We start from the raw sequence: 12,258 nt of genomic DNA on the forward strand, positions 1-12,258 counted from the left end.
CGTTGCGGCTCCGGGCGCTTGCTGCGACCTATTCGAGCCAGGAGGGAATAATATCCTGTTTCAGCATTGCGTCATAACTGGGGCGCGCACGCACTTCCTGGAAGGTTGCGCCCTTCACCATCACTTCGGGCACCAGCGGCCTTGTATTGTAGGTCGAGGCCTGCACCGCGCTATAAGCGCCCGCCGACATGATGGCGACGAGATCACCGCTCTTCAGGCGCGGCAATTCGCGTGCCTTGGCGAAAAAATCACCCGTTTCGCAGACGGGGCCGACAACGTCATAGCTCACGCGCGCCGCGCCTTCCGCCGGTTCCGTCACCGGGCGGATGTCGTGGAAGGCGTCATAAAGCGTCGGCCGGATCAGGTCGTTCATCGCGGCATCGACGATCAGGAAGGCGCGGTCGTCGCCCTGCTTTTCATAAATCACGCGGCTGACGAGAATGCCTGCATTGCCCGCGATCAGACGGCCCGGCTCGAAGGTCAGTTCGCAGCCGAGATGTCCGATGGTGCGCTTCACCATCGCCGCATATTCGTCCGGGTGCGGCGGCACATCATTGTCGCCGCGATAGGGAATGCCGAGCCCGCCGCCAAGGTCGATATGGGTGATCTCGTGGCCTTCCGCCCGCAGCGCCTCCACCATGCCGGCGACGCGCTCGAAGGCGGCGGCAAAAGGCTCGAGCGCCGTCAGTTGGCTGCCGATATGGACATCGATGCCGCAGGCCTTCACGCCCTTCAATTCGCGCGCGCGCGCATAAACGGCGGGCGCCCGCTTCCAGGAGATGCCGAACTTGTTCTCCGCCTTGCCGGTCGCGATCTTCTCATGCGTCTTCGCGTCGACATCGGGGTTCACGCGAATGGCGACTTGCGCCGTCAGTCCGCGTGCGGCGGCAAGTTCCGCCAGCAGTTCAAGCTCCGGCTCGGATTCGACGTTGAACTGGTCGATGCCGGTTTCGAGCGCGAAAGCCATTTCGGCTTCCGTCTTGCCGACGCCGGAGAAGACGATCTTCTCCGCCGGAATACCCGCCGCGAGCGCACGGCGGAGTTCGCCTTCCGACACCACATCCGCGCCCGCGCCGAGCCGGGCCAGCGTCGCGATGACTGCGAGGTTTGAATTCGCCTTCACCGAGTAGCAAACGCGCGCGGGCTGGCCCTTGAAGGCGCCCGCGAAAACCTCGTAATGCCGTTCGAGCGTCGCGCTCGAATAGCAGTAAAAGGGCGTGCCGATGGCGGCCGCTATGTCGGAAATGGCGACATCCTCGGCATGGAGAACGCCGTCGCGGTACTCGAAGTGGTGCATCGGTTGTCGGCTTCCGGCTGGCTGCGGCCCGTTGCCGGGCCGGCGGAGCGGTCAGTAGTTTCGCAGACCGCGCGGCGAGAGATCGTTCATGCTCCGGTCGATCGGCTGCGCGTCGACGGGGCCTTCCTCGCCGGGCAGGCTGGTGACGGGCTCGGCCTGAACAGGCTCCGCTTCCGCCCGGTTCGCATCCGGCGGCAGTTCCAGCGGGCCCTTGCGGCCGCAGGCTGAAAGAGCCGTCAGGAGAACGAGGCCAAGCACGGCCGCTGTCAGATGTCGCGTCGTCATCCTCAAATCCCCCTTATGAGCCAAGCTCGTCCCGCCAGCGGCGCACCGCGGCGCGTATGTTGTCGGGCGCCGTGCCGCCAAAGCTCGTGCGGCTCGCCACCGAATTGTCGACGCCGAGTACCGAGTATACCTCATCCGTGATGCCGGGCTCCACTTCCTGCATTTCGGCGAGCGTCAGGCCGTCGAGGTCCGTGCCCTTCTTTTCCGCCTTCGCCACCAGCGCGCCGGTCGCGTGATGCGCCTGGCGGAAGGGCAGGCCGAGCGCCCGCACCAGCCAGTCGGCAAGGTCGGTCGCGGTCGAAAAGCCGCGCGAAGCCGCATTCCGCATCGCCGTCTCGTTCACGGTCAGCGTCCGCACCATGCCGGTCATCGCGGCAAGCGACAGCGACAGCGCGTCGAGCGCGTCGAAGGCCGCTTCCTTGTCTTCCTGCATGTCCTTGGAATAAGCGAGCGGCAGGCCCTTCATGACGATCAGGAGCGAGGTCAGGTCGCCGATCACGCGGCCGGATTTCGCGCGCACCAGTTCCGCCGCATCGGGATTTCTCTTCTGCGGCATAATCGAGGAGCCGGTGGTGAAGCCGTCGGTCAGCCGCACGAAATCGAAGCCCGGCGTCGACCAGATCACGATCTCTTCCGCGAGCCGCGAAAGATGCGTCGCGGCAATCGCCGCCGCCGACAGCGTTTCCAGCACGAAGTCGCGGTCGGAGACGCTGTCGAGCGAATTTCGCGTCGGCCCGTCGAAGCCGAGTTCCGCCGCCGTCATGTGGCGGTCGATGGGAAAGGATGTGCCGGCCAGCGCCGCCGCGCCGAGCGGGCTTTCGTTGAGCCGCCGCCTTGCATCGGCCAGCCGTCCCCGGTCGCGCCCGGCCATTTCGGCATAGGCGAGGCAGTGATGGCCGAAGGTCACGGGCTGCGCGGTCTGCAGATGCGTGAAGCCCGGCATGATCGTGGCCGCGTGTTCTTCGGCGCGGTCGACAAGCGCGCGCTGGAAATCGGCAAGCTGCTCGTCCAAATGGTCGATCGTGTCGCGGATATAGAGTTTGAAATCCGTCGCCACCTGGTCGTTGCGCGAGCGGGCGGTGTGAAGCCTGCCCGCCGCCGCGCCGATCAGGTCGGCAAGCCGCGATTCCACGTTCATGTGGATGTCTTCAAGCTCGCGCTTGAAATGGAACGTGCCGTTCTCGATCTCGGCCAGCACCACGTCGAGCCCCGCGACGATTTGTGCGGCATCTTCGCTTGAGATAATTCCCTTTTCCGCCAACATGCGGCAATGCGCCTTCGAGCCCCTGATGTCCTGGGCGAAGAAGCGCTGGTCGAAGCCGATGGAGGCATTGATTTCCTCCATGATCCGGTCGGGGCCCTCGCCGAAGCGGCCGCCCCACATCTTGTTGCTCATGTCGTTCTCCGGGCGGCGGTGCGACCTCAAACCCGAGGCGTTGAAGGCTAGCGGATGGTTCAGATGAAGCCGAAACTTATTGCCATGCTGGCCGGCGCGGCCCTTCTGGCCGCTGGGGCGGTATACTTGATAGGCCGGGGGGGCGGCAACCCGGACGATGAGGCGGCCCTTTCCGGCTCTGCCGCGGCCCTCGATGCAGCCGCCACCGGCGAAGTGGCCAATTTCCGCGCTGGCGCGCCCCTGGCCCTGCCGGAGGTCCGGTTTGTGGATGGCGAGGGCCGGGACCGGACATTGGCCGATTTCCGGGGAAAACTCGTCCTGCTCAATCTCTGGGCCACCTGGTGTGCGCCCTGCCGCGAGGAAATGCCGGCGCTTGATGCGCTCCAGGCCGAAATGGGCAGCGAGCGCTTCGAGGTGGTCGCGCTCAGCGTCGAGCGGAACGGGCTCGAGCTTGCCCGCGCCTTCCTGAAAGAGGTCGGGGCGGCGCATCTCGGCCTCTATACCGATACCAGCGGCAAGGCGAATTTCACCCTCAAGGCTTTCGGCCTGCCCACCACGCTGCTCCTCTCGCCGGAGGGTGAGGAGATCGGCCGCATGGTCGGGCCCGCCCATTGGGACAGCGAAGACGCAAAGGCGCTGATCGAAGCGGCTCTGGCGGCTTACTGAACCTTCCTCGCCTTTACTGAATAGCTGAGCGGCAGGCGCGCCGCGCCGTCCGGGGCCTTGAAGTAAAAGCGGTCCACCCGCTCCATGCTCGGCACGCCTGGCCAGGGCAGCACGTCATGCTCGTGCAGAAACTCGATATGAAGGTCCGCCGCCGCCAGCACGGAAATCACCTCGCCCAGCGTGTGCTGCCATTCGCTGCTGCGGAAATGCGCGAGCGTGACGCCGGGCTCGGCATAATCATGGGCGTTCTCCCATTGCTGCGGACCTTCGAGAAAATAGGAACGCACGATGCGGAGGTTTTCCTCGACCGAGTTGCCTTCGTCGTCCAGCGCCCAGAGAAGCGGATGGCCCTCGGCGAGATAGAAAAAGCCGCCGGGCTTGAGGCATGAAGCGATGTTCCTTGCCCACACCTCAAGGTCCGGCAGCCACATCAGCACGCCCCAGCTTGAAAAGACGATGTCGTAGCCGGTGCCCGCCGCCTCGGCCGCCTCGTCCACGCGGGCGTTGATGAAACGGGCGTCGAGCCCCGCATCCGCCGCGAGCTTCCTCGCCGCCACTATCGCTTTCGGTGAGAAGTCGAGCCCTGTCGCAATTGCACCCATCCGCGCGAGCGACAGCGTGTCGAGGCCGAAATGACATTGCAGGTGAAGGAGCTTCTTTCCCGTGACGTCGCCAAGTTCGCCTGCGACCAGCGGATCAAGGCTCGTTTCGCCGGCGAGAAATTCCTTCACCCGGTAGAAGTCGGAACCGACATGGATGTCGACTTGCTCTTCCCAGCGAGCGAGGTTCAGGGCAAGGGGGTCGTCTGGATGGTCGGCGGACATGGCGGCGTTCCTTGCGGTCACGCTTCGCCTGTCGCGAAGCCGGCCAGAATACGCTTCGTCCGGCGAGCGTCAATCCGCGCGGGTGACGAACATCGCGCCGATGGTCTGCGCCGGTTCGGTGCCGCCGGCGGTGAGTGGTGCCGAGATCGCATGTCCGACAAGGTAGAGCCGGTTCGAGGCGGCGAAAGGTACTTTCAGGAAAACGGGCTTGCGGCCGAAAAAGGCTTTCCGCGTGATGTAGAGCCAGCGGGTCTGGACGGCGGCGGGGTCGGTGTCGAGGCTGCTTTCCTCGGCGAATTCGGAGAGCAGCTTGCCCGTCCGCTCCTCGCCCAGCAGTTCGACGAGCGCCGTGCCGAAGAGACGTGTACGGAAGTCTTCGCCGCCGTCCACCGCTTCGGCGATGATCATGTTGGGCAGGAAGCGGACAATCTCGGACGGCTTTATGTCGGCGCGATCCGCCATTTCGCGCGAGCCGCGCTTCGCCTCCAGATAGGCGTGAAATTCCGCCACGGCGGAATGCTCCGGCGTGTCGATGAATTGCGGTTCGTGCGTGATCTTGCGGGCTCTCTCGCCCTGCGCGAAACTGTCGTCCAATTTTCCGCCCGTTCCTGCGCTCTGTGACGCACGGAGCAGTTTCGCATGGCCGTGGTTAAAAATTCCTAGCGCGTCGGCACCGGCTTTTCGCCCCGATAATCGTAGAAACCGCGCTGCGTTTTGCGGCCGAGCCAGCCGGCCTCGACATATTTTACCAGAAGCGGACAGGGCCGGTATTTGGAATCCGACAATCCGTCATGCAGCACCTGCATGATCGAAAGGCAGGTATCAAGGCCGATAAAGTCCGCAAGCTGCAGCGGTCCCATCGGGTGGTTTGCGCCGAGCTTCATCGCCTTGTCGATGCTCTCGACCGAGCCCACGCCCTCATAAAGAGTGTAGACCGCCTCGTTGATCATCGGCAGCAGGATGCGGTTGACGATAAAGGCCGGAAAATCTTCGGCATTGGCGATCTTCTTGCCAAGCGTCTCGGCGAAATGCCGGATCTTGTCGAATGTGTCATCGTCGGTGGCGATGCCGCGCACCAGTTCGACGAGCTCCATCACCGGCACCGGGTTCATGAAATGCATGCCCATGAAGCGTTCGGGGCGGTCGGTCGAGGCGGCGAGGCGTGTGATCGAGATTGAAGACGTATTGGTCGCAAGCAGCGCGTCCTCGCGCAGATGCGGACAGAGTTCGGCGAAAATTTTGCGTTTGATCTCTTCATTCTCGACGGCCGACTCGATCACGATGTCGGCGTCCTCGAAGCTCTCCATCGTCTCGGCGGCGGTCAGGCGCTCCAGCGCCGCGTCGCGCTCGGCGGTGGTGATGCGCTCGCTCGATACCTGCCGCGACAGGTTGCCGTCGATCGTGGCGAGCCCCGCCTGGATGCGGTCGCCCGAGATGTCGTAGAGCCCGACATGATAGCCGGCAAGGGCGCAGACATGCGCGATACCGTTGCCCATTTGCCCCGCGCCGATCACGCCAACCTTGCGAAATGTCATTACCCGTCTTTCGTAACTGCTGCTGGTCATTCACTACCCGTGCCGCCTGCGGGCCGGTCCGGCGAATAAGGTAGCAAAGAATGAGGCCGGGGACACACCATAACGCTTCAATTCCGGCCAACCGGACAGAGAAACGGCGCCGCCGGTTTCCCGGATGCGCCGTTTTGTCATTACAGGCCGCCCGCGAGGGCGCCGGTCTCAGAGGCCGATCTTGGTCAGCTCCGCCTCGAGCTCGGGGATCGCCTTGAAGAGGTCGGCGACGACGCCGTAATCGGCGACCTGGAAGATCGGCGCCTCTTCATCCTTGTTGATGGCGACGATGACCTTGCTGTCCTTCATGCCCGCGAGATGCTGGATCGCGCCGGAAATGCCGACGGCGATGTAAAGCTCGGGCGCGACGACCTTGCCGGTCTGGCCGACCTGGTAGTCGTTCGGCACGAAGCCCGCATCGACCGCGGCGCGCGAGGCGCCGACGGCGGCGCCCAGCTTGTCGGCGATCTTTTCCAGCATGGCGAAGTTCTCGCCATTCTGCATGCCGCGTCCGCCGGAAATGATGACCTTGGCGGAGGTGAGTTCCGGGCGGTCGGATTTCGTGAGCTTCTCGTCCACGAATTCCGCAAGGCCGGGGTTCTCGCCCGCGCCGATCTTCTCGACGGAGGCCGAGCCGCCCTGACCGGCCGCCGGGAAGGCGGTGGTGCGGACGGTGATGACCTTCTTCGCTTCCGACGACTTCACGGTCTGGATGGCGTTGCCGGCATAGATCGGACGCTCGAATGTGTCGGCGCCCTGAACGGCGGTGATTTCCGAGATCTGCGCCACGTCGAGAAGGGCGGCCACGCGCGGCATGAAGTTCTTGCCGATGGTGGTGGCGGCCGTGACGATCGCGTCGTAGTTGCCCGCAAGGCTCACCACGAGAGCGGAAATCGGCTCGGCAACCGGATGCGCGTAGAGCGCGTCGTCGGCAACCAGCACCTTCTTCACGCCGTCGAGCTTGGCGGCGGCTTCGGCGGCGGCGCCGCAATCCTGGCCGATCACGAGCACGTGGATGTCGCCGCCGATTTTCGACGCGGCGGTCACGGTCTTCGCGGTGGCGTCGTTCAGCGCCTTGTTGTTGTGGTCTGCAATAACAAGCGTGGTCATCCGATCACTCCCGCTTCCTTCAGCTTCGATACGAGCTGCTCAATCGTTTCGACCTTGATACCGGCCGAACGCTGCGGCGGCTCGCTTACTTTCAGCACTTCGAGGCGCGGCTTCACGTCGACGCCGTAGTCGCCCGGTGCCTTCTCGTCGATCGGCTTCTTCTTCGCCTTCATGATGTTCGGCAGCGATGCATAGCGCGGCTCGTTGAGGCGCAGGTCCGTCGTGATGACGGCCGGCATCTTGAGCTTCAGCACCTGCAATCCGCCGTCGATTTCGCGGGTCAGGTTCAGCGTCTCGCCGTCGATCTCGACCTTGGAGGCGAAGGTGCCCTGTGCCCAGCCGAGAAGGGCGGCGAGCATCTGGCCTGTCTGGTTGCAATCGTCGTCGATCGCCTGCTTGCCCAGAATGATGAGGCCGGGCTGTTCCTGCTCGGCCACGGCCTTCAGGATCTTGGCGACGTTGATCGGTTCGACGGTTTCGTCCGTCTTCACCAGGATGCCGCGGTCGGCGCCCATGGCGAGCGCGGTGCGGATGGTTTCGGTGGTCTGCTGGACGCCGATTGAAACGGCGACGACTTCCGTCGCCTTGCCCGCTTCCTTGAGGCGCACCGCTTCTTCAACGGCGATCTCGTCGAACGGGTTCATCGACATTTTGACATTGGCGAGATCGACGCCGCTGCCGTCCGATTTCACTCGGACTTTCACGTTGTAATCGACCACTCGCTTGATCGGGACGAGGACTTTCATCGAGGCGGACTCCCTGCGCATTGCCTTGGCGGCGCGGACCCGGGGAATGGATGCCCCCGGCTCGCGGAACCTCGGCGCCGGTTTTGGTGTAGTCTGGGGGCGGCTGGCTGCCTTGAAAACGGCTGTTTTCCGGGAAAAACCAGGCCAAACGCGCCCGCTGCCACATAGCTGCTGTTGCGGTGCGGGAACCTAGTGGGCTGGCCCTCCCCTGTCAACGAATAGGGAATCCCGGTTGTTCAGCGGCTGCCGCCCGGCACCCAGAGCACGTCGCCGGGGCCGTTCCCATCCTCGCCATGATTGACATAGCGGGCGGCGACGAAGAGGAAGTCCGAGAGCCGGTTCAGGTAGCGGAGCGCCGCCTCGCTCACCTTCTCGTCCGGCTCCTCCATCAGCGCCGTCACCAGCCGCTCGGCGCGGCGGCAGACGGTGCGGGCGAGGTGGAGATGGGCGGCCGCCGCCGTCCCCCCCGGCAGCACGAAGGAACGCAGCGGCTCCAGCGCGCCGTTCAACTCGTCGATTTCCTTTTCCAGCCGTTCGACCTGCGCATCCACGATCCGCAGCGGCTCATAGCCGAGAGGCTCGCCCCGGTCGGGCGTCGCGAGGTCGGCGCCGAGATCGAAGAGGTCGTTCTGGATGCGCATCAGCATGGTATCGAGCCGCGCCATGCCGCCCGTATGGAGCCGCGCAATACCGAGAACGGAATTCGTCTCGTCCACCGTGCCATAGCTCTCGATGCGGAGCGCGTGTTTCGGCACGCGCTCGCCGCTTGCCAGCGCCGTCGTGCCCTTGTCGCCGGTCCGCGTGTATATCCGGTTGAGCGTAACCATTCGCGCCGTCAGGCCTTTCCGAAAGGCAGCATCCGCCTCAGCACATTGTCGCGGCGGATGAAGTGATGTTCCAGCGCGCCCGCGATATGGAGCAGCACCAGTGCCGTCAGCAGGTAGGCATTTATCATGTGGCCGACATGTCCGATCTCGTTGATGACGCCGTTCTCCGCGATCTTCAGCGGAATGAAGCCGAAGGCCACCGGCTCGCGATCGGATGTCGTCACCATCATCAGCCCGAATATCGGCTGCAGCGTCACCAGAAGATAAAGGCTGTGATGCGTCGCCCTGGCGGTGATTGTCTGCCAGCGCGGCATGTCGGCGGGCAGGGGCGGGCGCGATTGGCGGCCGCGAATGGCGAGCCAGCCCACCATCAGCACCAGCACCACGATGCCGGTGCCGAAATGCCAGGTCGCGGTCTCGCGGCTCAGCGTGAAGCCGCTATAGAGCATCAGCAGCACAAGCACGCCGGCCGCCCAATGAAAGCTTTTGAAGCCGGTGCTGAAATTGCCGTTTGCGTCTTTCGTCTCCGCCGTTGTCATGGCTTCATCCTCCCTCGCATCAAGGCCAAAGCCTCGCCTTTTCGGCGCGCGCGATCAAGCCTTCGGCGCGGCGCGCCAGCTTCTGCGCCATTTGGCGATTGCCTCGCCGATCTCGTGCGGGCTGTCTTCCTGGATGAAATGGCTGCCTTTCACGGTCACTTCCGTCTGGTTCTTCCAGCTCCGGCAGAATTCGCGCTGCGCGCCGGTCAGGATGGCGCCCGGATCGGCATTGACGAAAAGTTTCGGCAGGTCGTTCTCCGACATCCAGTGCGCATAATCGGCGACGCTTTCCACCACATTTTCCGGCTCGCCGCCAAGCGGTATCTGGCGCGGCCAGGAGAGTGTCGGCCGCCGGTCCTCGCCCTCGTTGGCGAAGGGGCGGCGATAGACCGCCATTTCCTCGTCCGTCAGCTTGCGGAGGATCGAGCCCGGCAGCACCGCCTCGATGAAGAGATTCTTCTTCAGGATCATTTCTTCGCCGGCATCGGAGCGGAAGCCCTCGAAGATGCGGCGTGCATCCTCGTTCCATTCGTCCCATTCGAGCGGCCGGACAATGCCTTCCATATAGGCGATGCCTTCGGCGGCGCCCCGGTTGCGGTTCGCCCAATCGAAGCCGAGCGCCGAGCCCCAGTCATGGATCACCAGCGTCACGTTCTTGTGGATGCCCAGCGCTTCCAGAAAGCTTTCGAGAAAACGGCGGTGCTCGCGGAAGGTGTAGCGTTCAGGGCCTGAGGGTTCGAGCTTGTCGCTGTCGCCCATGCCGATCAGGTCGGGCGCGATGCAGCGGCCCTGGTCGGCCAGATGCGGCATGACGTTCCGCCACAGATAGGAGGATGTCGGATTGCCATGCAGGAAAACAATCGGGTCGCCTTCGCCCATCTCGCTATAGGCCATGGAACGGCCGGCAATCGTTACGGTTTTTTTCGGCGGTTCGGCGGCGGAAATCGTCCTGGTGGTCATGGGGGGCCTCCTCTCATCGAGATCTCCTTGAAGGAGATAGGGCGGACCGCATCATAAGGCTCGTCCCGCAACGGCCAAGCGAAAAGGCAGAGGCAGTTCCGCCGTCACCGGCTCGTCAGGTAGAGCCCCGTCATGATGACGATGATGGCGAGGAACTGCAGCCCCACCCGCCAGCGCATCAGCGTCTGCGAGCGGTTCGCGGAGCCGCCGCGCATCATGTTCAGCAATCCGAGCAGCAGCACCACGAGAACGGCGCCGAGCGCGACGGGCCCAAGCCAGACAACATAATCGGCCATCAGTTTCCGCCTTCCAGCAGGCGGCGGGCGATTACCTGTGCCTGGATTTCGGCCGCGCCTTCAAAGATGTTGAGGATGCGCGCGTCGCACAGCACGCGGCTTACCGGATATTCAAGTGCGAAGCCGTTGCCGCCATGGATCTGCAGCGCATTGTCCGCCGCCGCCCAGGCGATGCGCGCGGCGAGAAGCTTTGCCATTCCCGCCTCAAGGTCGCAGCGCCTGCCGCCGTCCTTTTCGCGCGCGGCAAAATAAGTAAGCTGGCGCGCCACCATGATCTCGACCGCCATCATGACGAGCTTGCCGTTCACGCGGGGGAAGTCGTAGATCGGCTTGCCGAACTGGATGCGGTCCTGCGCGTAGCGAAGTCCGAGTTCGAGCGCAGATTGTGCAACGCCGACAGCGCGCGCCGCCGTCTGGATGCGGGCGCTCTCAAAGGTCTGCATGAGCTGCTTGAAGCCCTGGCCTTCCTCGCCGCCCAGAAGGTTCTCCGCCTTCACCTCGAAATCGTCGAAACCGATTTCGAATTCCTTCATGCCGCGATAGCCGAGTACCTCGATTTCGCCGCCGGACATGCCCTTCGCCGGGAAGGGCTCTTCGTCGCCACCGCGCGGCTTTTCGGCCAGCAGCATGGACAGTCCCTTGTAGCCCGGCTCGTCATTGGTGCGGCAGAGCAGCGTCATCACATCGGCGCGCGCCGCATGCGTGATCCATGTCTTGTTGCCGTTCACCTTGTAGACGTCGCCGTCGCGCTTGCCGCGCGTCTTCAGGCTGGCAAGATCGGAGCCCGTGTTCGGCTCGGTGAAGACCGCCGTCGGCAGCACTTCGCCGCTCGCGATCTTCGGCAGCCACTTGTCCTTCTGTTCCTTCGTGCCGCCGCCAAGGATCAGCTCGGCCGCGATTTCGGAGCGCGTGCCGAGCGAGCCGACGCCGATATAGCCCCGGCTCAATTCCTCGGAGACGACGCACATGGATTCCTTGCCGAGGCCGAGCCCGCCGAATTCTTCCGGGATCGTCAGGCCGAAGACGCCAAGCTCCGCCATCTGTTTGACCACGGGCATCGGAATGTAGTCGTCCTTCAGATGCCACTCATGCGCATGGGGCATGACTTCGGCATCGGCGAAGCGGCGCATCTGGTCGCGGATTGCGTCGTAGGTTTCCTCAAGCCCCGTGTCGCCGAAGGTCGCCGCGCCCGCATTCGCCGCGATGAGTTCGGCGAGCCGCGCGCGCGTTCCGCGCGTGTTGCCTGCCGCGCAAAGCGTACGCACGGCTTCGGTGTGGAAGCCTGCATGGTCGCCATCTGAAATGCCGAGATCGAGCGGCCGGACCGTCTCCACCTGGCTCATCGGAATGCCGCCGGAAATCTGGTTCAGATATTCGCCGAAGGCGAATTGCACGATCAGCGCCTCGAACTCGCCGAAGCGTCCCTCTTCGGTCATCCGCGCGGCATAGGCGGCAAGCTGGCGCAGCGCCTCCACATAGGTTGCCAGCCAGGCAAAGCCATGCACCGCAAATTGTTCGCGCTCGATTGCCGCCGCCGAAACCTTGCCGTCCTTCGCCACCTTGGCGAACACGGCTGTTTTCGCCTGGGCGAGCAGCTTGTTCGCCGCCTCCACCGCCTGCCCCGTCAGCAGCAGCAGATCGGCAAGCAGAAGGTCGGCATTGGCGCCCGTGCGGGATGCGGAGGCGGCGCTCTGGGTCTGGCTCATGGAGGAACTCGCTCGTGTGACGGCTTCTGATACGGACGGCG

At 64.2% G+C, this 12,258-nt stretch carries 14 protein-coding genes; 1 reads left to right on the forward strand and 13 read right to left on the reverse strand.

Translation table 11 applies throughout. The annotated features are described in order from the left end of the window. Nucleotides 1-28 precede the first annotated feature (28 nt). From lysA to argH, 3 genes are read right to left on the reverse strand one after another with little or no spacing between them, the layout of a single operon-like run. The gene (lysA, locus tag PLAV_RS08100; RefSeq protein WP_012110507.1) at nt 29-1,297 is read right to left on the reverse strand and encodes a diaminopimelate decarboxylase; all 1,269 of its coding nucleotides are present in this window, start codon (nt 1,295-1,297) and stop codon (nt 29-31) included. Between the two features lie 51 nt (nt 1,298-1,348). Beyond that, on the reverse strand, nt 1,349-1,582 hold the full coding sequence (gene lptM / locus PLAV_RS08105; protein WP_012110508.1) for an LPS translocon maturation chaperone LptM: 234 nt from the start codon (nt 1,580-1,582) through the stop codon (nt 1,349-1,351). Nucleotides 1,583-1,595: 13 nt separating this feature from the next. Next, on the reverse strand, nt 1,596-2,978 hold the full coding sequence (argH, locus tag PLAV_RS08110; RefSeq protein ID WP_012110509.1) for an argininosuccinate lyase: 1,383 nt from the start codon (nt 2,976-2,978) through the stop codon (nt 1,596-1,598). 63 nt (nt 2,979-3,041) lie between these two features. Between argH and PLAV_RS08115 the strand changes: the two genes are divergently transcribed. Further along, entirely contained in the window at nt 3,042-3,644 is a 603-nt protein-coding gene (locus tag PLAV_RS08115) for a TlpA family protein disulfide reductase (RefSeq protein WP_245545251.1), read from the forward strand. On the opposite strand, the gene PLAV_RS08120 is transcribed toward PLAV_RS08115, so the two are convergent. The 10 genes from PLAV_RS08120 to PLAV_RS08165 form a co-directional block, all read right to left on the reverse strand. Next, nucleotides 3,638-4,468, reverse strand: coding sequence for a class I SAM-dependent methyltransferase (locus PLAV_RS08120; protein WP_012110511.1), 831 nt, complete (start codon nt 4,466-4,468; stop codon nt 3,638-3,640). The two genes, PLAV_RS08115 and PLAV_RS08120, sit on opposite strands and share 7 nt — an antisense overlap. Nucleotides 4,469-4,537: 69 nt before the next feature. Next, nucleotides 4,538-5,062 carry a PAS domain-containing protein gene (locus PLAV_RS08125; protein ID WP_012110512.1) on the reverse strand — a complete coding sequence of 175 codons (525 nt, stop codon included), beginning with the start codon at nt 5,060-5,062 and terminating at the stop codon, nt 4,538-4,540. Nucleotides 5,063-5,127: 65 nt separating this feature from the next. Further along, the gene (locus PLAV_RS08130) at nt 5,128-6,003 is read right to left on the reverse strand and encodes a 3-hydroxybutyryl-CoA dehydrogenase (protein ID WP_041535913.1); all 876 of its coding nucleotides are present in this window, start codon (nt 6,001-6,003) and stop codon (nt 5,128-5,130) included. 198 nt (nt 6,004-6,201) lie between these two features. After that, nucleotides 6,202-7,143: an electron transfer flavoprotein subunit alpha/FixB family protein gene (locus tag PLAV_RS08135; RefSeq protein ID WP_012110514.1), complete on the reverse strand. Its 942-nt coding sequence runs from the start codon at nt 7,141-7,143 to the stop codon at nt 6,202-6,204. Further along, entirely contained in the window at nt 7,140-7,889 is a 750-nt protein-coding gene (locus PLAV_RS08140; RefSeq protein WP_012110515.1) for an electron transfer flavoprotein subunit beta/FixA family protein, read from the reverse strand. Before PLAV_RS08140 ends, PLAV_RS08135 begins: the two co-directional genes overlap by 4 nt. 236 nt (nt 7,890-8,125) lie before the next feature. Beyond that, nucleotides 8,126-8,716 carry a cob(I)yrinic acid a,c-diamide adenosyltransferase gene (locus PLAV_RS08145; protein WP_012110516.1) on the reverse strand — a complete coding sequence of 197 codons (591 nt, stop codon included), beginning with the start codon at nt 8,714-8,716 and terminating at the stop codon, nt 8,126-8,128. 8 nt (nt 8,717-8,724) lie between these two features. Further along, nucleotides 8,725-9,255, reverse strand: coding sequence for a cytochrome b (locus PLAV_RS08150; RefSeq protein ID WP_012110517.1), 531 nt, complete (start codon nt 9,253-9,255; stop codon nt 8,725-8,727). Between the two features lie 54 nt (nt 9,256-9,309). Further along, nucleotides 9,310-10,215 (reverse strand): haloalkane dehalogenase, encoded by a 906-nt coding sequence (locus tag PLAV_RS08155; RefSeq protein WP_012110518.1) that lies wholly within the window; start codon nt 10,213-10,215, stop codon nt 9,310-9,312. 104 nt (nt 10,216-10,319) lie between these two features. Further along, nucleotides 10,320-10,511, reverse strand: coding sequence for a twin transmembrane helix small protein (locus PLAV_RS08160; RefSeq protein ID WP_012110519.1), 192 nt, complete (start codon nt 10,509-10,511; stop codon nt 10,320-10,322). Continuing rightward, nucleotides 10,511-12,217, reverse strand: a complete 1,707-nt coding sequence (locus tag PLAV_RS08165; RefSeq protein ID WP_012110520.1) for an acyl-CoA dehydrogenase family protein — start codon at nt 12,215-12,217, stop codon at nt 10,511-10,513. Before PLAV_RS08165 ends, PLAV_RS08160 begins: the two co-directional genes overlap by 1 nt. Nucleotides 12,218-12,258 lie beyond the last annotated feature (41 nt).

This window comes from Parvibaculum lavamentivorans DS-1 (assembly GCF_000017565.1).
GTDB lineage: Bacteria > Pseudomonadota > Alphaproteobacteria > Parvibaculales > Parvibaculaceae > Parvibaculum > Parvibaculum lavamentivorans.

Excerpts from the sequence above, each read along its gene's own strand:
- lysA (WP_012110507.1), bottom strand. The coding sequence starts at position 1,297 with ATGCACCACTTCGAGTACCGCGACGGCGTTCTCCATGCCGAGGATGTC.
- lptM (WP_012110508.1), bottom strand. The coding sequence starts at position 1,582 with ATGACGACGCGACATCTGACAGCGGCCGTGCTTGGCCTCGTTCTCCTG.
- argH (WP_012110509.1), bottom strand. The coding sequence starts at position 2,978 with ATGAGCAACAAGATGTGGGGCGGCCGCTTCGGCGAGGGCCCCGACCGG.
- PLAV_RS08115 (WP_245545251.1), top strand. The coding sequence starts at position 3,042 with ATGAAGCCGAAACTTATTGCCATGCTGGCCGGCGCGGCCCTTCTGGCC.
- PLAV_RS08120 (WP_012110511.1), bottom strand. The coding sequence starts at position 4,468 with ATGTCCGCCGACCATCCAGACGACCCCCTTGCCCTGAACCTCGCTCGC.
- PLAV_RS08130 (WP_041535913.1), bottom strand. The coding sequence starts at position 6,003 with ATGACATTTCGCAAGGTTGGCGTGATCGGCGCGGGGCAAATGGGCAAC.
- PLAV_RS08135 (WP_012110514.1), bottom strand. The coding sequence starts at position 7,143 with ATGACCACGCTTGTTATTGCAGACCACAACAACAAGGCGCTGAACGAC.
- PLAV_RS08140 (WP_012110515.1), bottom strand. The coding sequence starts at position 7,889 with ATGAAAGTCCTCGTCCCGATCAAGCGAGTGGTCGATTACAACGTGAAA.
- PLAV_RS08145 (WP_012110516.1), bottom strand. The coding sequence starts at position 8,716 with ATGGTTACGCTCAACCGGATATACACGCGGACCGGCGACAAGGGCACG.
- PLAV_RS08150 (WP_012110517.1), bottom strand. The coding sequence starts at position 9,255 with ATGACAACGGCGGAGACGAAAGACGCAAACGGCAATTTCAGCACCGGC.
- PLAV_RS08155 (WP_012110518.1), bottom strand. The coding sequence starts at position 10,215 with ATGACCACCAGGACGATTTCCGCCGCCGAACCGCCGAAAAAAACCGTA.
- PLAV_RS08160 (WP_012110519.1), bottom strand. The coding sequence starts at position 10,511 with ATGGCCGATTATGTTGTCTGGCTTGGGCCCGTCGCGCTCGGCGCCGTT.
- PLAV_RS08165 (WP_012110520.1), bottom strand. The coding sequence starts at position 12,217 with ATGAGCCAGACCCAGAGCGCCGCCTCCGCATCCCGCACGGGCGCCAAT.